Genomic DNA, 20,161 nt, shown 5'->3' with positions numbered 1-20,161 from the left:
GGTCCGGACACGCTTGTGGCACTGTAAGGTCCATGGCACGCATAGAGGATTACGCCCTGGTGGGCGATCTGCAGACGGCGGCCCTCATCAGCACCGAGGGTTCCATTGACTGGCTGTGCCTTCCGCGGTTTGATTCGCCGGCCTGCTTCAACGCGCTGCTGGACACCCCGAAAGCCGGGCGGTGGCTGTTGGCGCCGGCCGATGCACGGGAGTGCACGCGGCGCCACTACCGCAAGGGGACCCTGATTCTGGAAACGGAATGGGAAACGCCCACCGGCAAGGTGAAGGTCATCGACTTCATGCCCCCGCGCGACAGCGTTGCGGACATCGTACGGATTGTGGTGGGCGTCCGCGGGTCCGTCCGGATGCGCGGCGAACTCGCGCTCAGGTTCGATTACGGACACATCGTGCCCTGGGTCCGGCACGATGAACACGGCATCCACGCCATCGCCGGTCCTGATGCCGCCTACCTGGTCACGGACGCCCCGCTGCGCGGCGAACGCATGCAGACCATCAGCGACTTCACCGTGCGGGCGGGCGAGAGGGTGCCTTTCGTGTTGACCTGGTCGCCGAGCCACCTGCACCGCCCCCGGTCCGTCGAACCTGAAGCGGTCCTGGAGTCAACGGAGTTGTTTTGGCGGGAATGGTCTGCCAAATGCAAGATAACCGGCCCCTATCGTGAGGCCATCGAGCGCTCGCTGATCACCTTGAAGGCGTTGACGTATGCTCCGACCGGAGGCATTGTGGCGGCGGTGACCACGTCCCTGCCGGAGCAGCTGGGCGGACCGCGTAACTGGGATTACCGCTACTGCTGGCTGCGGGATGCCACGCTGACCCTGCAGGCGCTGCTTGCCGCCGGCTACACCGAGGAAGCCGCGTCCTGGCGGGACTGGCTGCTGCGGGCGGTGGCCGGGGATCCGGCCGACCTGCAGATCATGTACGGCATCCACGGGGAGCGGCGGCTGCCGGAGATGGAGCTGCCATGGCTGGCAGGCTACGAAAAATCCACGCCCGTCCGGATCGGCAACGGCGCCGCGGGCCAGCTCCAGCTGGACGTGTGGGGCGAGGTGCTGGACTGCCTGGCACTGACCCGGCACTCGCTGTTGAAACACAGCGATGAAGCCTGGGATGTCCAGGTCGCCCTCATGGAACACCTCGAGGGCGCGTGGCAGCGGCCCGACAACGGGCTGTGGGAGATGCGCGGCCCGCAGCGGCACTTCACCCACTCAAAGGTGATGGCCTGGGTGGCGGCGGACCGGATGGTCAAGGGCGTGCGGGACTTCGGCCTGGTGGGGCCGGCCGACCGCTGGGAAGCCCTGCGCGACACAATCCACGCAGACGTCATGGCGAACGGGTTCGATGCGGGGCGCAACACCTTTACCCAGTCCTACGGCAGGCCTGAGCTGGACGCGAGCCTGCTGCTGATACCCCGCGTGGGTTTCCTGCCGCCCGATGACCCCAGGGTTGTGGGCACCATTGACGCCGTGCAGCGGGAGCTTACCCACGATGGCTTCGTGCTTCGGTACCGTCCTGCTGATGCCGACGACGGACTGCCCGGCGACGAAGGCGTCTTCCTGGCCTGCTCCTTCTGGCTGGTGGAAGCACTCATCGGCGTGGGCAGGCGCCACGAAGCCAAGGAGCTGTTCGAAAGGCTTTTGGCCTTGCGCAACGATGTTGGCCTCCTCAGCGAGGAATGGGGCGTGGAAGCGGGCCGCCAGCTGGGGAACACGCCCCAGGCGTTCAGCCACTTCGCGCTGGTCATGAGTGCCATGGAGCTGCACGAGGACAGTGTGCAGCGCAGCGACACCCCACTGCACGGGCACTGATCCCGGCCCTGCCGGTCACATTTGGTTCAGCTGGGGACCGCGGCGCGCTGCGTGGTTCCATGGTCACTGAACCTATTGGAGCAGGCACGAAGGAGTGTGGACCGGTGAAATTTGCGCGTCTTGGAGAACCCGGCAGGGAGCAGCCGGCCGTCCAGCCCGGCGGGCCCGAGTCCGACGGGAAATGGTATTCACTGGCCGGCATCACCGCCGACATTGACGGTACGTTCCTTGAATCCGGTGGCGTCGCCCGGGTCCGCGATGCCTTGGAGGCCGGGAACCTGGCCGAAATCCCCGACGCCGGCACCTTCCGTTTCGGCGCCCCGCTGGCCCGCCCCGGCGCTGTCGTGGGAATCGGCCTGAACTATGCCGGCCATGCCGCCGAGTCCGGTGCCGCGGTACCGGAGGTCCCGGTGGTGTTCCTGAAGCCAAGCAACACGGTGGCAGGGCCCTTCGACGACGCCCCCATCCCGCCGCTGTCCCGCAAGTACGACTGGGAAGTGGAGCTGGCCGTGGTGATCGGACGGCGCGCCTCCTACCTGCCGTCGGTGGACGACGCCGCGGACTATGTTGCCGGTTACGTGCTGGCCAACGATCTGTCGGAGCGGGACTACCAGCTCCCCGGCGCGGCGGGCCAGTGGGTCAAAGGAAAGTCGCTTCCCGCTTCCACGCCCCTTGGCCCATGGTTCGTCCCGGCCGCTGACCTGGATTCCACAGCCCTGCGGCTGCGGACCTGGGTGAACGGCGACCTGCGTCAGGACTCGTCCACGGCGGACCTCATCTTTGACGTACCGGCCGTGGTGCATCACCTGAGCCAGTTCATGGTGCTGGAGCCCGGCGATGTGATCCTGACGGGCACCCCGGAGGGCGTGGCCCTGTCGGGGCGCTTCCCGTACCTGCAGGACGGCGACGTGCTGGAACTGGAAGTCGAGGGACTGGGCCGCCAGCGCCAGGTCCTTCGCCGGGCTGCGGCGGCCTAAGTCCGGTCCGCCGGCTTCCGCGCCGTCGGCGGTCAGCGTCCCCGGAATCCGGCGGGACTTCCGAATCCAGCAGAGGTAAGTATACTTACTAATACCTCAAGTCGGGGTTGGAACGGAGGAATTGCAATGGCTGGATACTTCGAACTGGTTGATGCCCCGGACGGCGGCTACCGCGTCAAGCTCATCGACGGAAGCGGAAACCTGATGGCCATCTCGGTAACCTTCCCCACGAAACGCGCCGCAGCGGCGGGTGTGGCCAAGGCCCGGGAGATTGCCGGCACCGGGCTGATCCGGGACCTTAGCGTGAGTCAGGACTCGGAGCCACTCAAGCAGCCGCCCGTACGGCAGCACGTCAAGGCGCCGAAGAACATCGGCGTTCTGGGGTCGGGGAGGCCCACCGGAGCTACGGGCGCCAAACGTGCCCGGACACACTACTGACGCGAACGGCGGCTATGTCACCCAACGGTCCCGGCGGCCGCAAGCGCGGGGTCCTCTTCGATGTCGACGGGACCCTGGTTGATTCCTGCTACCTCCACACGCTGGCGTGGTGGCAGGCGTTCCGGGAGGCCGGGCTCGATGTACCGATGGCGTCCATCCACCGCTCTGTGGGCATGGGCGGAGCGGAGTTGCTGGACCGACTCCTGCCGGCAGGCCGCGACAAATCCGAAGACGCATCCATCATGTCCTCCCATGGTGCCGTTTTTGCCACCTTCTGGCCCGCGCTCCGTCCGCTTGACGGGGCGCGGGACCTGCTGGCCCAGTGCTACGAAAGCGGCTTCGCCGTCGCCCTGGCCTCCTCTGCCCGGCAGAGGGACCTGGACGTACTTCGTGCCACGTTGCGGGCAGACTCTTTTATCCACGCCGCCACCAGTTCCAATGATGCCGAGCGGGGCAAACCAGCGCCGGACATCCTGGCTGCGGCCCTGGCCGCCGTGGACCTGCGGGCAGAGGACGTCGTTTACGTGGGTGACGCAGTCTGGGATGTCTACGCGGCGGGCAGGCTGGGCATTCCCACTATCGGGCTCACGTGCGGGGGGACCTCTGCCGCGGAACTGCTGGAGGCCGGTGCCGTGGAAATCTACCAAAATCCAAGGGAGCTCCTGGCGAACCTGCGGGACAGCGCGATTGGCAGGCTCGCCGGAAGCTCAGAGTGAACGGGGGCGCTAGGCGTCCGCGATGGCGCCCTTGTTCCAGGAGACGGCGACGCTGACTGACCCGTCGTCGTCCCGTTCAACCTCGGTGATCACATCGGTGGGGTCCGCGCCCATTTCCATCAGCTTGGCCCGGTATGACGTGATCAATTCCTCAAGGCCGGATTCTGTCCACTCGCCGGGTCGCATCCGCGTCGAAATCTCCACCGGCTCTGGTTGGTACAGCGTCATGTCGTTGCCTTTCCTCGATGCTCGGATTCTCCAACGCTATGATCCCCGGCGCCTGCACGCAATAGATGTACTCAGTGTGCTTAGTTTTCCCGCGGTAAGGATAGTAAGCTTACTGATCTTCAAGCAGTCTGCTGACAGAAAGGCGCATCATGAAGGCACTAACCTGGCAAGGCAAACGCTCCGTCAGCGTGGAGAATGTTCCCGATCCGACCATCCAAGAGCCGTCGGACGCGATCATCCGTGTTACTTCCACGGCAATCTGCGGATCCGACCTGCACCTCTATGAAGTCCTCGGTCCCTACATGCACAAGGGTGACGTCATAGGGCATGAACCCATGGGCATTGTGGAGGAGGTGGGGAGTTCGGTCGCGAACCTCTCCAAAGGGGACCGCGTGGTGATCCCTTTCAACATCTCCTGCGGACACTGCTTCATGTGCTCGCGCGGGCTGCAGTCCCAATGTGAAACCACACAAGTGACGAGCCACGGCTCCGGTGCCGCCCTCTTCGGATATTCGGAACTCTACGGATCGGTCCCCGGCGGCCAGGCCGAATACCTTCGGGTTCCGCACGCGGACTATGGGGCGGTCAAAGTGGGAAAAGAACTGCCGGATGAGCGGTACTTGTTCCTCTCCGACATCCTGCCGACGGCCTGGCAGGCAGTGAAATATGCAGACACCGAGGAGGGCGGCACGCTGGCAGTGTTTGGCCTCGGTCCCGTGGGCCAATTTGCCACGCGCATCGGACGGCACCTCGGGCTGCGCGTGATCGGCGTCGATCCCGTTCCCGAGCGGCGGGCGATGGCGGATCGTCATGGCATCGAAACGATGGACTACGCCAAGGGCATTGCCGACCAACTCCGTGAGGCGACGAACGGGCGCGGCCCGGATTCTGTGATTGACGCCGTCGGCATGGAGGCGCATGGTTCCCCGGTCGCTGCCTTTGCCCACCAGGCCATGGGACTCCTGCCGGACAAGTTGGCGCAAAAGGCCATGGAAACCGCCGGCGTGGACCGCCTGGCGGCCCTGCATGCGTCCCTCGATGCCGTCCGCCGCGGAGGCACGGTTTCCCTCGGCGGCGTCTATGGCGGGCAGGCAAGCCCGATGCCGCTCCTGTCGATGTTCGACAAGCAGGTCCAGCTCCGCATGGGCCAGTGCAACGTCCGGAACTGGACCGACGAGCTCCTGCCCCTGGTGGAGGACGACGCCGATCCCCTGGGTGTCATGGATCTGGTGACGCACCGGGTGGGACTGGATGAAGCCCCGGCGATGTACGAGAAATTCCAGAAGAAAGAAGATGGCTGCATCAAGGTGGTGCTGCAGCCCTAGCAGCCGGCCTGTTTGCGGGAGAACTTCTTCCAAGCCTTCCAGAATGACGCTTCGGCGCTCGCGGCAAGAGCCTCCTCCTTTGCGTGGAGACGGCCGTACGTGAAACTGCTCGCGTCACTGCCGTACCCGCCGTCGCTGGCCACGTCGTTGCCCGGAGCCCGGCTGCCCAGGTCAGCCAGGAGGGTCCTTACCACCACGCTGTCCTGGTGGAGGCCGAGGACCTGCTGCAGTTCATGGGCCCGTTTGGCCTCCTTGGCGGCCTTCTTGCCCGCCACCGGCTCGGCCGCTTCGGCGGCGTACCGGAGGCGCTTGGCTGCCTTCCGGACCTCGTGCAGGCCCGCGTCGTGGGCATTGCTGGCGGGGGCCGGGCCGCCGTGTGCCGGGCTGCCCGTGGTGTCCGGCAGTTCGTGCACCCTGCGCAGCACTCTGGCGGTGTCCTTGGCGACGAGCTTCAGCATGGCTTTGCGCGGTTCGCGGGCGGCTTTGCCCGTCAGGGGTGCCAGCGTGACAAGGCCCTGGAGGCGCTCGACCAGACGGGCATAGCGGTCTCCGTCGAGGGCCTCAAGAGCGGCCCTGCGGCCAGCGGCTGAGGCGGACTCCATTTCCTCGTCGATCTGCCGGGCTACGGGCCCGAAGACCAGTGCGTCCGGTTCCCGGGCCAGGAGGTCCCGGAGCCGCTGATGGATTACCTCAGGGTCCCGGGCCGCACCCAGCACACCGGAGAGCCACTTCAGCTCGTCCCGCACTTCGGCGACCGCCGCGCCGTCGTCGAAGAACTTTTTGCCCGTGGCCAGCAACGACCGTAGGCGCCGGGCGGACATCCGCATCTGGTGAACGGAGTCGGGCAGGTCCTGCCGCACCAGGGGTTCCTGCTCCCTCAGCCCGGCAAGTTGCTGTGCTAGATAGTTTGTCAGGACCTCGCCGGCTGTGGTGGGCATGTTTCACTCTACGTCGCCCGGGGTTCCGCCAGAAGGGCCGCAAGACCTTCCATTCCGCGGACAAGCGGCGCACCTAACAGCTTGCGTTCAGGGCCTCCTCGACGACGTCGGTGAGGTCGTCCACGATGCCGTTGTCGGTGGAGCTGAAGGGCTTTGGCGGACTGGCCAGGGCGAACGATGCCTGCCGGGTTCCGTCAGCGCTGGACAGTGAAATGACGCCGTACCCGGCGTTCTGGCCGGCCTGGCCGTAGTAGAAGTCGTTGGTGCAGGTGTCGTTCCAGCGCTGGATGCCGAGGCCGTACTGCGCGTACGGCGGGTCCTGCATTTCCGTGACCAAGGCCCGGGGGATCAGCCGGCCCTGGAGGAGTGCCGCGAAGAAAACGTTCAGGTCGCCGACGGTGGACACCAGGCCTCCGGCAGGGTCGCCCGCATGGAGTGGGGCGTAACTGACGTCCAATCGCTCGCCGAAGCTCGTGACATAGCCATGGACCAGCGAGGGCGGGGCCGGACCGGAGCCGGTCATCGAGGTGGATCGCAGGCCCAGCGGCTCAATGATGTCAGAGCGCAGCACCTCGCCGATCGGGCGTCCGCGCAGCCGTTCCACGATCATGCCCAGCACGATGTAGTTCGAAGCGGAGTGCTCAAAACCCTGTGCCAACCTGCGCTTCCACGGCTGGGTCGCTGCCAGGGCAAGGAATTCGCGGTGGCTCCGGCCCGTGGCCAGCACATCGCGCAGGCTGCCCTGCTGAAGGAGCGGCATCATGTAGTCAGGCATCCCTGATCGGTGCTGCAGCAACTGCCGGACCGTGACAGGCCCTGGCGGGTGCATGATGCCCTCGAAGTCCGGCAGATGCCTGCTGACGTCGTCCTCAAGTCCCAGTCTGCCTTCGTCGACCAGCTTGAGCACAGATACTGCCACGAAGGCTTCGGTCACGCTGGCAATGTCCACCTGATCGGCGGTCTCCACCGGCTCCCGGGTTTCCAGGCTCCGGACACCGGAGGCGCGCGCCCAATCCTCGCCACGCACCTTGGCCTGCATCAGGACGGCGGGGGCGCCGTCGTCGAGCATTGCGTTGCCGAACTCCTCCAGCCCTTCCGCCAGCCGTGCGATCGACGAAGGCGGCTCCGGCGGCTCCGGGGCCGCAGTGCAGCCGCCGAGTGCGGCGGCCAAAACGGCTGCGGTTGCCGCGGCCGCGGCCCGGAACTGCAGGGTGCGAATCCAAGCCACGGAATTCATGTTCCTCAGCCGGTCCGGACGCGTCAATAGGCCGGGCAGTCCGCCGAAGTCGCCGGAAAATACACGAAATCGCCGGAAACCTGCGGCGAACCGGCAGGCTTCCGGCGATCTCGGCGACGCTCGGTGCGGGGGGACTAGCCGGAATTAGGTCAGGCGGATCTGGCGGTTCATGTCCTTGTAGAGCAAGTAACGGAACTGGCCCGGGCCGCCGGCGTAGCAGGCTTGCGGGCAGAAGGCACGCAGCCACATGAAGTCCCCGGCCTCCACCTCAACCCAGTCGTTGTTCAGCAGGTACATGGCCTTGCCCTCCAGGACGTACAGGCCGTGCTCCATCACGTGGGTCTCCGGGAACGGGATGACCCCGCCCGGCTGGAACGTCACAATGTTCACCTGCATGTCGTGGGCCAGGTCGCTGGAATCCGTGAAGCGGGTGGTCTTCCAGGCCCCGTCGGTATCCGGCATCGCGGTGGGTTCCACCTCGGCATCACTGGTGACGAAGGACTTTGCCTCGTACCCCTCAAGCCGCTCGTAGGCCTTGCGGATCCATTGGAAAGAGACGATGTCATCCGAGACGTTCTCCAGACCCCAGGCGGCACCGGCGGCCAGGTAGGCGTAGCCGCCTTCCTCAAGCTGGTGCAGTTCGCCGTCGAGGGTCAGGTTGACCTTGCCCTTGGTGACGAACACAACGCCTTCGACACCGGGCTCAAACTCGGCCTTGGGAGCGCCGCCGCCCGGGCCGATCTCCACGATCAGCTGCGAAAACGTGGTGGCAAACCCGGAGATCGGACGGGCCAGGATCCAGGAGCGGGTGTTGGAGAAGCCCGGCAGGGTGCTGGTCACGATGTCGGTCATGACGCCCTTGGGGATGACCGTGTAGGCCTCCGTGACGATGGCCCGTTCCGTGGTGAGGTGGGTCTGCGGCGGCAGGCCGCCCTGGGGGTAGTAATACTTGCCCATCATTGGATCCTTACTTCGAAGTGGAGTGGGCCAGCCGTGGGTGGGCCAGACCGGTTAGCTGTGGGATTCCGACGCCGGCAAGCGCCTGGACGTCGTCCGCACCAACGGCGCCGCACTGGACGCCGCGCAGCACGAAAGCAGCCAGCGCGCGGGCGGTGGCGGGTTCGTCCATGACCCCGCCCTCGGTGCGTTCCACGTAGTTGCGCAGCCGGGCCGCAGCGGCGGGCAGCCCTTGCCGGTAGAACGCGTAGGTGGCAGCGAACCGGCTGGGCAGCTGGGCGGGATGCAGGTCCCAGCCCTGGTAGTAGCCGCGTTCCAGGGAGCGCCGCACCAGCCGGCCGTGCAGCCGCCACGCATTCTCCACGTTGTCGCCCACCGGGATGATGTTGGTGGAGCCGTCCGACAGCCGGATGCCGGTTCCGGCCACCGCCAGCTGCATGACTTCCTTGGCGAAGTCCGCCACCGGGTGCTCCATGGACTGGTACTCGGCCGAGATCTGCAGCGAGGCGGAGTAGTCGTACGTGCCGTAGTGCAGGCCGCTTATGCGGCCGGGCACGGCGTGCGGAAGCTGCGCCACCGGCGAGGTGCCTTCCGGGCCGAGGATGAGCTGCGGCGTCTCCACCTGCACCTCGAACCGCAGCCGGCCGGCGGGCAGCGAATGGGCTTCCTCCAGCCGCGCCACGGCAAAGTCCATGGCCCTGACCTGCGCCACGGTGGTGACCTTGGGCAGGGTAAGGATCAGGCCCTGCGGCAGCTCGCCCGCTGCGGCCAGTCCGGAGACGAACAGGTCCAGGGTGCGCAGCCCGCGGGCCCTGGTGGCCGCCTCGAAGCACTTGAACCGGATGCCGATGAACGGGGGCGCAGTGCCCGCCGCAACGGCGGCGGCCACGGCAGACGCCGCCGCAACAGCGGCCGCGTCCTCGGCATCGTCGCCCCTGTCACCGAAACCGTCCTCGAAGTCCAACCGCAGGTCCTCGATGGGTTCGCTTTCCAGCTTGGCCTGGACCCGCGCCGCCACGGCTTCAGCGAGTTCGGCGTCCTGGCCCAGCAAGTGGCCCAGCCGGGTCAGGCCGCCGTGCGCATCCGCGGCGGCCAGAGCCTGCGCGCCCCAGTCGGCGGAGAACGACGGCGTGAAACGGTCCGCCGGTACATACACGGTATGCACCGGCTGGCGGGTGCCGTCGTCGCCCGGGTAGTTGCGTTCCAGCAACTGGTCGGTCGCCGCCAGCTGGGCGTCGATCTGCGCCAGGTCCGCCGCGCTGAGAGATCCGGAGGGTACCGCCATGCCTCAGCCCACCAGTTCGTAGGCCGGGGTGGTCAGGAAGTCCGTGTAGTCCTCGGAGAGGCAGATGTCCGCGATCAGGTCGCTCGCAGGCTTGTAGTACTTAGCGAAGGCTTCCTCGCCCACTTCACCCCGGAGCTTTTCGGTTTCCTCGGCAAGAATGGTGCTGACCAGTTCCCGGGTGACAGTGTTCCCGGTATCTGCCAGGACCACGCTGTTGCGGATCTGCTGCCAGACCTGCGACCGCGAGATTTCCGCGGTGGCGGCATCCTCCATCAGGTTGTGGATGGCCACCGCGCCGTTGCCTGAGATCCACACTGCCGTGTAGGCGACGGCAACGTAGAGGTTCAGGCGCAGCCCGGCCTCCGTGACCGTGCCGTCCGCCGAGGCGATGTCCAGCAGCTGGTCCGCGGTGACGTGGACCTCCGGGCGCTGCTTGTCCAGCTGGTTGGGGCGCTCGCCCAGGACGGAATCGAACACTTCCTGGCACACCGGCACCAGGTCCGGGTGTGCCACCCATGAACCGTCGAAGCCGTCATTGGCCTCGCGCGTCTTGTCCGCGCGGACCTTCTCGAACGCCTGGGCGGTGACCTCGGGTTCGCGGCGGTTGGGGATAACTGCCGCCATGCCGCCCATGGCAAAGGCGCCGCGGTGATGGCAGGTCTTGACCAGCAGTTCGGTGTAGGCGCGCATGAACGGTGCCGTCATGGCCACGGTGGCGCGGTCCGGCAGCACGAAGTCCGCTCCGGCGTCGCGGAAGTATTTGATGATGCTGAACAGGTAGTCCCAGCGTCCGGCGTTCAGCCCGGCGGCGTGGTCGCGGAGCTCGTACAGGATCTCGTCCATCTCGAACGCCGCGGGAATGGTCTCGATCAGCACGGTGGCCTTGATGGTGCCCTGCGGGATGCCCAGGAAATCCTGCGCGAAGACGAACACGTCGTTCCAGAGGCGCGCCTCGAGGTGGCTCTCCATCTTGGGCAGGTAGTAGTAGGGACCCTGGCCGTTGAGCAGGAGCTGCTTGGCGGTGTGGAAGAAGTGCAGGCCGAAGTCCACCAGCGCACCCACGGTGTGTTCGCCGTCGAGCAGGAGGTGGCGTTCCTCCATGTGCCAGCCGCGGGGCCGGGCCACAACAACGGCGAGCGGTGCGTCGGTGCGGAGCCGGTATTCCTTGCCCTCCGGGGACGTGTAGCTCAGGGTGCCCGTGGCCGCATCCCGGAGGTTCAGGATCGCATCAATGACGTTGGCCCAGGTGGGCGTGCTCGCGTCCTCAAGGTCGGCCAGCCACACCTTGGCGCCGGAGTTGAGGGCATTGATGGCCATCTTGGCCGGCGAGGCAGGGCCGGTCATTTCCACGCGGCGGTCCTGCAGCGCGGCGGGCGCCGGAGCAACCTTCCAGTCGCCCTCGCGGACATCCTTGGTTTCGGGCAGGAAATCGAGCTTTCCGGTCCGGGCCACCTGCTCGCGCTTGGCCACGCGGGCTTTGAGGAGTTCGGCGCGGGTGCCCGCAAACCGCTTGTGGAGCTCCTCCACGAAGGCCAGTGCCTTCGGGGTGAGGATTTCCTCTGCTCGTGCAATCGGCTGCGGGTCTGTGACTGAGAGAGCCATTGTCCGGGTCCTTTCTAGGCTGCGAATCAGGCGTTGGCGGGTTCTAGGTTTGCGTGCGCTGCGTTGGCTGCGCCTGCCGAAGCGGCGGCGTGTGCTGCGTTTGCTACGGCAGTGGCCACGTCGGCCGCAACGTGCGGGTCGAAGACGCTGGGGATGATGTAGCTGGCATTGAGTTCGTCGTCAGCCACGCGGTTGGCGATGGCCTCAGCTGCAGCAACGAGCATGTCCGGCGTGATGTCCGAGGCTCCGGCGTCCAGCAGCCCGCGGAAGAACCCGGGGAATGCCAGGACGTTGTTGATCTGGTTGGGGAAGTCGCTGCGCCCCGTAGCCACCACTGCCGCATGCTTTGACGCTACCACCGGGTCGATTTCCGGAGTGGGGTTGGCCATGGCAAAGACGATCGCATCCTTGGCCATGGCGGCCACCTGCTCCTCGCCGATGACGTGCGGAGCGCTGACGCCGATGAAGACGTCCGCGCCGACGAGGGCCTCATGCAGGGTTCCGGAGAAGCCTTCTTCGTTGGTGTTGGCCGCGATCCAGCTGCGGTGTTCGTCGCTGTATTCCTTGCCGGAGTGGATGGCGCCGGAACGTCCGGCGGCAATGATGTGCTGCGCGCCCTGGGCCTTGAGGAGCTGGATGATGGCCGAGCCCGCGGCGCCGACTCCGGACACCACGATCCTGACGTCGGCGAGCTTTTTGCCCACCACGCGCAGGGCGTTGACCAGGGCGGCAAGGGTGACGATTGCCGTGCCGTGCTGGTCGTCATGGAAGACAGGGATGTCGAGTTCCTCGCGGAGCCGGTTTTCGATCTCGAAGCAGCGCGGTGCGGCGATGTCCTCGAGGTTCACGCCGCCGTAGACCGGTGCCAGGGCCTTGACGATCTTGATGATTTCCTCGGTGTCCTGGGTGTCCAGGCAGACCGGCCAGGCGTCCACGTTGGCGAACTGCTTGAAGAGCGCGGCCTTGCCTTCCATCACCGGAAGCGCTGCGGCCGGGCCGATGTTGCCGAGGCCCAGGACGGCGGAACCGTCGGTGACGACGGCGATCGTGTTCCGCTTGACCGTCAGGTTGCGGGCCGCCGCCGGGTCCTCCGCGATGGCCAGGCAGACGCGGGCGACGCCGGGGGTGTAGGCGCGGGAAAGATCGTCCCGGTTGCGCAGGGCCACTTTGGGGACCACCTCGAGCTTGCCGCCGAGGTGCATCAGGAAGGTCCGGTCCGAGACGTGCTGGACCGTGACGCCGTCGAGCGCGTTCAGGGCGTCCTTGACGCGGGCGGCGTGTTCGTCGTCGGTGGTGTTGCAGGTGACGTCCACAACCAGCGTTTCGTGGTGCGATTCGGTGACGTCCAGGGCGGTGATGGCTGCTCCGGCAGCGCCGACGGCGGCGGCCAGTTCGCTCGTTGCGGTAAAGCTGGACGGCGCCTCTACGCGCAGGGTGATCGAATTTCCGGGGCTCGGGTTCGCCATTGAATGTTCCTCCTGGTCGGGCCCCGGACGCTGAGCGCAGCGGGGCGTACTGCTCAATCAAATGTTTTCGTATTATGGATATTATTATCTACTTTGTGGAAACACAAGCCCCTGGCGCGCATCGACGGGGGAGGACGCGTGCTGTATCTTGGGTCTTCTAAGCAATTTTTTTCACGATGTGGATAAGAGTTGTCGGAACCGATACCGCAGGAGACCACGGTTATGGCTGAAAAAGCCCCGGGAGGCGTGCAGTCCGTTGAGCGCGTCTTCGAACTTTTGGAACTGATCACTGACGCCGGCGGAGACGTTACGCTCAGCGAGCTTTCTTCCTCCACCGATCTGCCGCTTCCCACCATCCACCGCCTGCTGCGCACCCTGGTCACCCTTGGCTACATCCGCCAGCTGCCCAACCGGCGGTATGCACTTGGTCCGCGGCTCATCCGGCTCGGCGAGGGCGCCAACAAGCAGCTCGGTGCACTGGCCCGGCCGCAGCTCAAGTCCCTCGTGGACCGGCTGGGGGAGACGGCCAACATGGGCGTCCTGGACTCCGACATGGTCATCTACGTGGCTCAGGTGCCGTCCCTGCACTCCATGCGGATGTTCACCGAGGTGGGCAAACGCGGTTACATGCACGCGACCGGCATGGGCAAGGCGATATTGGCCCAGCTGGACGATGACACGGTCCGCGGGATTGTGGGACGCCAAGGGATGCCCACACCCACCCCCAAGAGCATCGGCGACGTTGATTCCCTGCTCCTTGACCTGAAGCTGATCCGTGAACGCGGCTACTCCATCGACGAGGAGGAGCAGGAAATCGGCGTCCGCTGCTTCGCGATGGCAGTGCCGAACGCGCCGACGCCCACGGCCATCTCGGTCTCCGGGCCGGTCTCGCGCGTGGACCAGTCCTTCGCCGAACGTGCCGTGCCGCTCCTGCGCGAAGCAGCCCAGGCGATCTCCGACGAGCTCAACCAAAACTGACCCCCGCCGTCGTAAGTCCAGCGCGAACGGACACTTAAGCCCCGGCGGCGACGCCCGCCGTCGTTCTCCTGGACGCCCGGCTGAGTCCGAACGGACACTTGCGGCCCGCCTTCCGGGGGCCGCAAGTGTCCGTTCGCGCTTATTCAGCGGGCGGCGGGTTCGGAGTTCGACGGCGGCGGGTGCTAAACCAGCGTGCCGTCGCTGACCGCGCCGCTCTCCTCGCCGGCTGGTTCGAGCGAGATCATCGGGGACCTGCGCTCAAGGGCCTGGAAGACCACGTACCCGAGGGCGCAGCCAAGGAACCAGCTGTAGTTGCCGATCCAGGTGGCGTTCACCGCGGTGGCGCCGGTGTCGAGCAGGATCTTCGGGATTACCACAGAGGCGATGGAGATGGCGCCGCTGATGGCCACGGCCTTGACGGCGTTCGGGTTGTAGCCGTTCCGGAACCAGTACCGGCCAGTGGTTTTCAGTGTGTACATGTCGTCCACCCAGACTTTCTGCCGGCTCACCACGTAGTACCCGGCGATCAGGATGCCGAACAGCGGGCCGATCAACGCGCCCAGGACGCCCAGTGTGTAGTGGATGGCGTCGTTGTTGGAGTACCAGTTCCACGGGGTCAGGATGACGGAGCCGACGGCGGCAATCATGCCGCCCGCCCGCCAGCTGATTTTCTGCGGGCTGACGTTGGAGAAGTCGAACGCGGGCGAGATGAAGTTGGCCACGATGTTGATGCCCACGGTGGCGATGACGAAGGTCAGCCCGCCCAGCAGCACGGCGAACACGGTGTCGATTTCCTGGACCGTCTTGACCGGGTCCGTAATGAGGCGGCCGAACACCGGGATGGTGGCGGAAGCCGTGATGACGGTTAGGAGCGAGAAGAACAGGAAGTTCACCGGCAAGCCCAGGAAGTTGCCCTTCTTGACCGCCTTGTAGCTCTTGCCGTACCGGGCGAAGTCGCCGAAGTTGAGCATTGGGCCGGAGAAGTAGGACACCACCAAGGCAATCGCGGAGACCATCACGGGGATGGAGGCGGCGAAGTCCAGGGGCGGCCCGCTGGAGAGGTTCAGGCTGATGTTGCCGATGCCCGCCTTGGAGACCAGGTAGATGGCCAGGACCAGCATCACCACATAGACGGCGGGGCCCGCGAAGTCGATGAACTTGCGGATGCTTTCCATGCCGTTCCAAAAGAGAGCGGCCTGTGCCACCCAGAGGATGCCGTAGCAGATCCAGCCCAGGGTGGAGAGGCCCAGGAAGCCGTTCTGTTCGACGTCGTACAGCGGCGCCATGCCGGGGAAGAACTTCAGGAAGACGATCACCAGGGCCTCGGAGGCGAGGAAGGTCTGGACGCCATACCAGGCAACTGCGATCAGTCCGCGGATGATTGCCGGGATGTTGGCGCCCTTGACGCCGAAGACGGCCCGGTTGATGACGGGGTACGGCACGCCGGTCAGCTGACTGGGCTTGGCCACGAGGTTGCAGAAGATGTTGACGATCACGATACCCGCCAGCAGCGCCACGAGGACCTGCCAGCTGGCCAGGCCCAGGGCGAAGAGGCTTCCTGCCGTGACATAGCCGCCGATGCTGTGGACGTCCGACATCCAGAAGGCGAACAGGTTGTAGCTGGTCCAGCGCTGGTACTTAAGGGGCACCAGATCCTCATTGCTGAGCTGGGGATCGTAGTCGGGGAGCTGGCCGGTGCGGGCGGGAGCCGCCACCCGGGGTGCGGCCGTCGCGGAATCTGTCATGGTTTCCTCTAAGAGATGGGGACAGCCGCCGATCCGGCCGTTTCGCACTTTCAATTAGATGGAACCAATGTTTCAGAGCTGTTTCTGGCGCAACAAATCCTGTTTACTTCAGCCCGTTGCTGTGCTGCGCCGACGGTATGCGGCGGCGGTATGGGGCGGCGGCGCGCGGGCGCCCCGGGCGGGCGCCGGGCCGGGTTAGCGCGCTTCGATCTCGCCCAGTGTGTCGAACATGCCCGTGACCTCGCGGACCCGCTCGCGGCCGGCCCGTCCCGAGGCGATGAGCACACCGTTGGCCAGCGCGCTGACCAGGCTCATGGCCGCGGCGTAGCTGTCAAAGGCGTGGGCGCCGTCCACCGGGCACTCGAGCCAGATGGTGGCGTCGGCAGCGAGAAGGCGGGCGCTCGGGTCCGCGATCAAGATGGTCGCTGCCCCGGTGGCCGACGCTGCCTGGAGGATCTTGCGGAAACCGGCAGGCCGCCGTCGGAAGCCGAACAGGACCACCGCGTCGCCGGCGCCCAGGCCGGCGAACTCTTCGCCGAGGCTCTGCCCGGGCTGCGGTGCCACGGATACTGCGGGGCGGCACTGGAGGAGCTGCTGCCGGAAGTGCAGCGCCACCGGGAAGCTGTTGCGGAAGCCGAGCAGCAGCACGGTGCCGGCACCGGCGAGTTTGCCGCTGGCCTCTGACAGCCTGTCCTCGTCGAGCGATTCAGCCAGCCGGCGCAGGTTTTCCTGCTCCTGCCCCCAGTGAGCGGCCAGGCCGCCGTCGGACGACTGCGGACCCAGCGGCATGCCGCTGGAACGGATGGACCGGGTATGTTCCTTGACCTCGTTGAAATCCTCGAAGCCGAGCCGCCGGAACAGGCGGCTCATGGTGGCTTTGGAGACACCGCTGAGCCTGGCAAGTTCCGCGGCGTTGTAGACGGCGAGCTCCCCGAGGCGGTCCAGGAGCGTGTCTGCCGCCTTTTGTTCCTGGGGGCTTAGCTCCGCATAGTGCCGCTGGATTCGTTCGTCGATCCTCATGAAACAACCGTCTCACAGGAGGGGTGGCTGCAGCATCGGCCGCGGCGGCACGGATGATCGACGCAGAAGCGCGAACGGACAGTTGGGGCCCTGTTGGAAAGGGGCCGCAGCTGTCCGTTCGCGCTCTGTCGAGGCGGGTGGTGCCTGTGCCGGTGGGCGTAACTTAGTGGTCAGACTTCGACGCCGACTCCACCGGGACTTCCTTGCCGTCGCAGTCGATCAGCTTGCCGTCTTCGAAACGGTCGCCGTGGGCCAGGCACTTGAGGTCCTCTTCGCGGACCACCCGGCCGGTGCCGGCCACGAAAACCGACTGGTTCTCGGAGTTGCCGGCCTTGAGGTGGTTGAAGAGCAGGTTGAGCAGGATCGCCATGACGGCGGCCGAGCTGATGCCCGAGTGGAAGATGGTGCCGAACCAGGACGGGAACTTGTCATAGAACGCCGGTGCAGCGATCGGAATCATGCCGAAGCCGATGGACGCCGCCACGATGATCAGGTTCATGTTGTTCTTGTACTCCACTTTGGCGAGTGTCCGGATGCCGCTTGCGGCAACGGTTCCAAAGAGTACGACGCCGGCACCGCCCAGGACGGGCGTCGGCACCGCCGCGACCACGCGGCCAAGCACCGGCAGCAGGCCGAGGATCACCAGGATCAGGCCACCGGCGCTGACCACGAAGCGGCTCTTGACGCCCGTGATGGCAACGAGGCCAACGTTCTGGGCGAAGGCGCTCTGGGTGAAGGAGTTGAACAGCGGGGAAATGGCGCTGGAGAGCATGTCGGCCCGCAGGCCGTCGCCGATGCGCTTGGAGTCAACCTTGGTGCCCACGATTTCGCCCACGGCAATGATGTCCGCCGAGGTTTCGGTGAGCGTCACCAGGATGACGATCAGCATGGAAATGATCGCGGCGATCTCGAAGGTGGGCGGCCCGAATGCGAACGGGGCGGGGAACGCAACGATTTCGCCCTGGCCCACCTTGGAGAAGTCAGCCATGCCGAAGGCGAAGGCAATCCCCGTGCCGAGCACCATGGCCAGCAGGATGGACAGCCTGGAAATCGCGGCGTTGCCCACCTTGCTCAGGAGCAGCACGATCGCCATGGTGGCCGCGGCCAGGCCGATGTTGGCCATGCTGCCGTAGTTCGGTGCCTTGTTGTTGCCGCCCATGGCCCAGTTGGCGGCAACCGGCATCAGCGTCAGGCCGATGGTGGTGATGACTGTGCCCGTCACTACCGGCGGGAAGAAACGGATGATCTTGGAAAACAGTGGGGTGATGAGCAGCCCGATCAGCGAGGCAGCAATCACCGAGCCAAACACCGCCTGGATCCCGCCGCCGCCGTGGACGATTGCCACCATGGTGGAAACGCCGGCGAAGGAGACGCCTTGGACCAGCGGGAGCTTGGACCCGAAGAACGGAATGCCAATGGTCTGCAGGATGGTGGCGAGGCCGCCGACGAAAAGGCAGGCGGCGATCAGCAGGCCGATGTCCTGCGATGACATGCCGGCGGCTGCGCCGATGATCAGCGGCGGGGCAATGATGCCGCCGTACATAGTGAGGACGTGCTGGAAGCCGTAGGCAAACGTGCTTCCGATGGGCAGCCTCTGGTCTTCGGGGCGGTCGGACTTCTTGCGGCCGGAGGCGGCCACTGCAGCGGCCGATTTCTTCTTGGTGTTCATGGCAGACTTTCTTGGTGTTCATGGCAGACGTCTTTGTCTGGCTAACGGTGTCTGGCTAACAGTTGTGAATCGTTGGTGGCCCAGGTGGTCGAGCTGGGGAGAGGCCGGGAGGCGCCCGGTGGTCGAGCCTGTCGATACCCGGGGGCGTCGAGAGGCTCAACCACCGGGTGCGGTTTAGCAGAAGCCGGCGATGCCGGACCAGGCGATGTCCGCCGGGGTGGCGTCCTCGCGCTGGACCGTGGCCTCGATCAGGCCGTACGGGCGGTCGGCTGCAAAGAAGACCTCGTTGGGGTTGTCGAGGCCGAATGGCGAGAGGTCCACCAGGAAGTGGTGCTTGTTGGGCATCGAGAACTTGATCTCGTCGATTTCGCTGTGCGCTTCCAGGACCTTGGCGCCCATGTCGAACAGGGTCTGCTGCAGGGCGTGGGAGTACTTTTCGGTGAAGCCCTCCAGCAGCAGGCTCTTGACGTCCTCGTAGCTCTTGTTGAAGTCCAGCGAGCTGAAGTCCGTGTTGGCGTTGAAGCGCCAGCGGGCCGAAACATCGGTGGCAAGGATGCGGTCCGTGGTTTCCGGCAGGGTGGTGTACTTGTCCCGCGGGTAGCCGACGAAGCCGGACTGGGTGGACTTGAGGACGGTGAGGTCCTTCAGGCCCGAGATGAGGTGGGCGGCCGCGCCGTCGCGGACCAGCACCGCAGTGCGGACTTCCTGGCCGTTGCGCACGAAGGAGTGGTCGTGCTCGGCGCCGTGGGCCTGGATCCGGTCCCAGCTGTAGGACTCGGCTTCCCAGCGGCCGCCGGTGACCCAGTCGAAGCTGGACGTGAAGTGCTCGCCCAGCCGCAGGAGGAAGGCTTCCGGCGAGCCGACGCCTTCACGGGCGAACGCGTAGATGGTGTTCTTCTGCGTGTCCGTGGCCACGACGTGGCTGTTGTCGCCCTCAAGGTGGGCGGCGGCGAAGTCCCCGCGGAGCTGCGAGGTGACGTTCAGGTCTTCGATCTCGTGGCGGTCGGTGTCCCTGGTGATCTTGACGACCCGGACTTCGGCCTTGCCGTACTGGTTCTGGCCGAGGATGATTTTGCTGCTCATGGTCTATTCCCAACTTCCGTGATGTGGAACCTAGGTTCCATCATTGAAATTAAGCGCGTGTTACACACGCGTTTCTGATGGAGCCGACCCAACAAAAAAGAGCCGGCATCCAATGACGCCAGCTCATTACGACCCTGCCTGCTGCTCCCAGGTTACGTGACCTACGCCACGAGTTGACTTAAAGCGTAGCCGAGCATCGCCGTGGTGTACATCACTAGATGAAAAATCGGATTGTGACCGAGGGTGCCCGGAACCATTGACGAACGCCAGGGGGCCGCTCTAGGCTATTTCACATAGCAAAAGTTCTTTTCCGTTTTGCGGAATCTTTGAACTAACCATCAACCACCTCGGAGGAGGATCAGATGTACCAGCAGGACACAACGCCGGTTGCACCGGCACAGACGGCGGCACCCTCAGTCCAGGAGTTCTACCTCCCCCTCGGAGGCGGAACGGATCCGGACTTTTACCTGCCTGCAGACCGGGAGCATGTCCCGGGCCGCTTCTCGCGCTGGGTCCACGGCCTGCAGGGTTTCGGCGGCCAACGTTCATAACGGGCCTGACGACACGCATCTTCGCTGATGACACGCACAAGGCCTGGCGACACTGGAATCCGGGTGTCGCCAGGCCTTTTGCGTGTCGATGGGCACTTTGCGCGTCGCAGGCCTCAGGTG

Annotated in this window: 18 protein-coding genes; 7 read left to right on the top strand and 11 right to left on the bottom strand. The window is 65.7% G+C overall.

Annotated elements, in window-relative coordinates; all coding sequences use genetic code 11:
- The first annotated feature begins 32 nt into the window (after positions 1-32).
- The 4 genes from AC1MDG_RS17720 to AC1MDG_RS17705 all read left to right on the top strand — a co-directional run bounded on the left by AC1MDG_RS17720 (position 33) and on the right by AC1MDG_RS17705 (position 3,957).
- Positions 33-1,826 carry a glycoside hydrolase family 15 protein gene (locus AC1MDG_RS17720; protein ID WP_479805612.1) on the top strand — a complete coding sequence of 598 codons (1,794 nt, stop codon included), beginning with the start codon at positions 33-35 and terminating at the stop codon, positions 1,824-1,826.
- Between the two features lie 104 nt (positions 1,827-1,930).
- Positions 1,931-2,803, top strand: a complete 873-nt coding sequence (locus AC1MDG_RS17715) for a fumarylacetoacetate hydrolase family protein (protein ID WP_479805610.1) — start codon at positions 1,931-1,933, stop codon at positions 2,801-2,803.
- A 126-nt stretch (positions 2,804-2,929) separates the two neighbouring features.
- Positions 2,930-3,241: a hypothetical protein gene (locus tag AC1MDG_RS17710; protein WP_043484029.1), complete on the top strand. Its 312-nt coding sequence runs from the start codon at positions 2,930-2,932 to the stop codon at positions 3,239-3,241.
- 14 nt (positions 3,242-3,255) lie between these two features.
- Complete coding sequence (locus AC1MDG_RS17705) at positions 3,256-3,957, top strand: HAD family hydrolase (RefSeq protein WP_479805608.1); 702 nt, start codon at positions 3,256-3,258, stop codon at positions 3,955-3,957.
- Between the two features lie 9 nt (positions 3,958-3,966).
- Here the strand turns inward: AC1MDG_RS17705 and AC1MDG_RS17700 are convergent, their stop codons facing one another.
- Positions 3,967-4,185 carry a hypothetical protein gene (locus AC1MDG_RS17700; RefSeq protein WP_479805606.1) on the bottom strand — a complete coding sequence of 73 codons (219 nt, stop codon included), beginning with the start codon at positions 4,183-4,185 and terminating at the stop codon, positions 3,967-3,969.
- Positions 4,186-4,334: 149 nt separating this feature from the next.
- Here AC1MDG_RS17700 and AC1MDG_RS17695 point away from each other — a divergent pair, with 149 nt between their 5' ends.
- A complete protein-coding gene (locus AC1MDG_RS17695; protein WP_479805604.1) occupies positions 4,335-5,510 on the top strand; it encodes a zinc-dependent alcohol dehydrogenase in 1,176 nt (391 codons plus the stop codon).
- On the opposite strand, the gene AC1MDG_RS17690 is transcribed toward AC1MDG_RS17695, so the two are convergent.
- From AC1MDG_RS17690 to AC1MDG_RS17665, 6 genes are all read right to left on the bottom strand, one after another.
- The gene (locus AC1MDG_RS17690) at positions 5,507-6,448 is read right to left on the bottom strand and encodes a CHAD domain-containing protein (RefSeq protein ID WP_479805602.1); all 942 of its coding nucleotides are present in this window, start codon (positions 6,446-6,448) and stop codon (positions 5,507-5,509) included. The genes AC1MDG_RS17695 and AC1MDG_RS17690 overlap by 4 nt on opposite strands.
- A gap of 73 nt (positions 6,449-6,521) precedes the next feature.
- Positions 6,522-7,685, bottom strand: a complete 1,164-nt coding sequence (locus AC1MDG_RS17685) for a serine hydrolase domain-containing protein (RefSeq protein ID WP_479805601.1) — start codon at positions 7,683-7,685, stop codon at positions 6,522-6,524.
- 144 nt (positions 7,686-7,829) lie between these two features.
- Positions 7,830-8,642, bottom strand: a complete 813-nt coding sequence (locus tag AC1MDG_RS17680; RefSeq protein ID WP_043484707.1) for a bifunctional allantoicase/(S)-ureidoglycine aminohydrolase — start codon at positions 8,640-8,642, stop codon at positions 7,830-7,832.
- Between the two features lie 10 nt (positions 8,643-8,652).
- Positions 8,653-9,927 carry a DUF6986 family protein gene (locus AC1MDG_RS17675; RefSeq protein ID WP_479805599.1) on the bottom strand — a complete coding sequence of 425 codons (1,275 nt, stop codon included), beginning with the start codon at positions 9,925-9,927 and terminating at the stop codon, positions 8,653-8,655.
- A gap of 3 nt (positions 9,928-9,930) precedes the next feature.
- On the bottom strand, positions 9,931-11,529 hold the full coding sequence (aceB, locus tag AC1MDG_RS17670) for a malate synthase A (protein WP_479805597.1): 1,599 nt from the start codon (positions 11,527-11,529) through the stop codon (positions 9,931-9,933).
- A 26-nt stretch (positions 11,530-11,555) separates the two neighbouring features.
- On the bottom strand, positions 11,556-12,995 hold the full coding sequence (locus AC1MDG_RS17665; RefSeq protein WP_479805595.1) for an NAD-dependent malic enzyme: 1,440 nt from the start codon (positions 12,993-12,995) through the stop codon (positions 11,556-11,558).
- Between the two features lie 222 nt (positions 12,996-13,217).
- Here AC1MDG_RS17665 and AC1MDG_RS17660 point away from each other — a divergent pair, with 222 nt between their 5' ends.
- Complete coding sequence (locus AC1MDG_RS17660) at positions 13,218-13,973, top strand: IclR family transcriptional regulator (protein ID WP_043484012.1); 756 nt, start codon at positions 13,218-13,220, stop codon at positions 13,971-13,973.
- 182 nt (positions 13,974-14,155) lie between these two features.
- On the opposite strand, the gene AC1MDG_RS17655 is transcribed toward AC1MDG_RS17660, so the two are convergent.
- The 4 genes from AC1MDG_RS17655 to pucL all read right to left on the bottom strand — a co-directional run bounded on the left by AC1MDG_RS17655 (position 14,156) and on the right by pucL (position 19,490).
- Positions 14,156-15,718 carry an NCS1 family nucleobase:cation symporter-1 gene (locus AC1MDG_RS17655; RefSeq protein ID WP_479805593.1) on the bottom strand — a complete coding sequence of 521 codons (1,563 nt, stop codon included), beginning with the start codon at positions 15,716-15,718 and terminating at the stop codon, positions 14,156-14,158.
- Positions 15,719-15,913: 195 nt separating this feature from the next.
- A complete protein-coding gene (locus tag AC1MDG_RS17650; protein ID WP_479805591.1) occupies positions 15,914-16,738 on the bottom strand; it encodes a MurR/RpiR family transcriptional regulator in 825 nt (274 codons plus the stop codon).
- A 163-nt stretch (positions 16,739-16,901) separates the two neighbouring features.
- Positions 16,902-18,407, bottom strand: a complete 1,506-nt coding sequence (locus AC1MDG_RS17645) for a nucleobase:cation symporter-2 family protein (protein WP_479805589.1) — start codon at positions 18,405-18,407, stop codon at positions 16,902-16,904.
- A 174-nt stretch (positions 18,408-18,581) separates the two neighbouring features.
- Positions 18,582-19,490 (bottom strand): factor-independent urate hydroxylase, encoded by a 909-nt coding sequence (pucL, locus tag AC1MDG_RS17640; protein WP_043484000.1) that lies wholly within the window; start codon positions 19,488-19,490, stop codon positions 18,582-18,584.
- A 362-nt stretch (positions 19,491-19,852) separates the two neighbouring features.
- Between pucL and AC1MDG_RS17635 the strand changes: the two genes are divergently transcribed.
- Positions 19,853-20,041, top strand: coding sequence for a hypothetical protein (locus AC1MDG_RS17635; RefSeq protein WP_479805587.1), 189 nt, complete (start codon positions 19,853-19,855; stop codon positions 20,039-20,041).
- The last annotated feature ends 120 nt before the right edge of the window (positions 20,042-20,161 follow it).

The sequence above is a fragment of the Arthrobacter sp. AIWTK1 genome (assembly GCF_056680535.1).
Note: the sequence above shows the minus strand (reverse complement) of the source record. Positions and strands in the feature narration are given on the sequence as shown.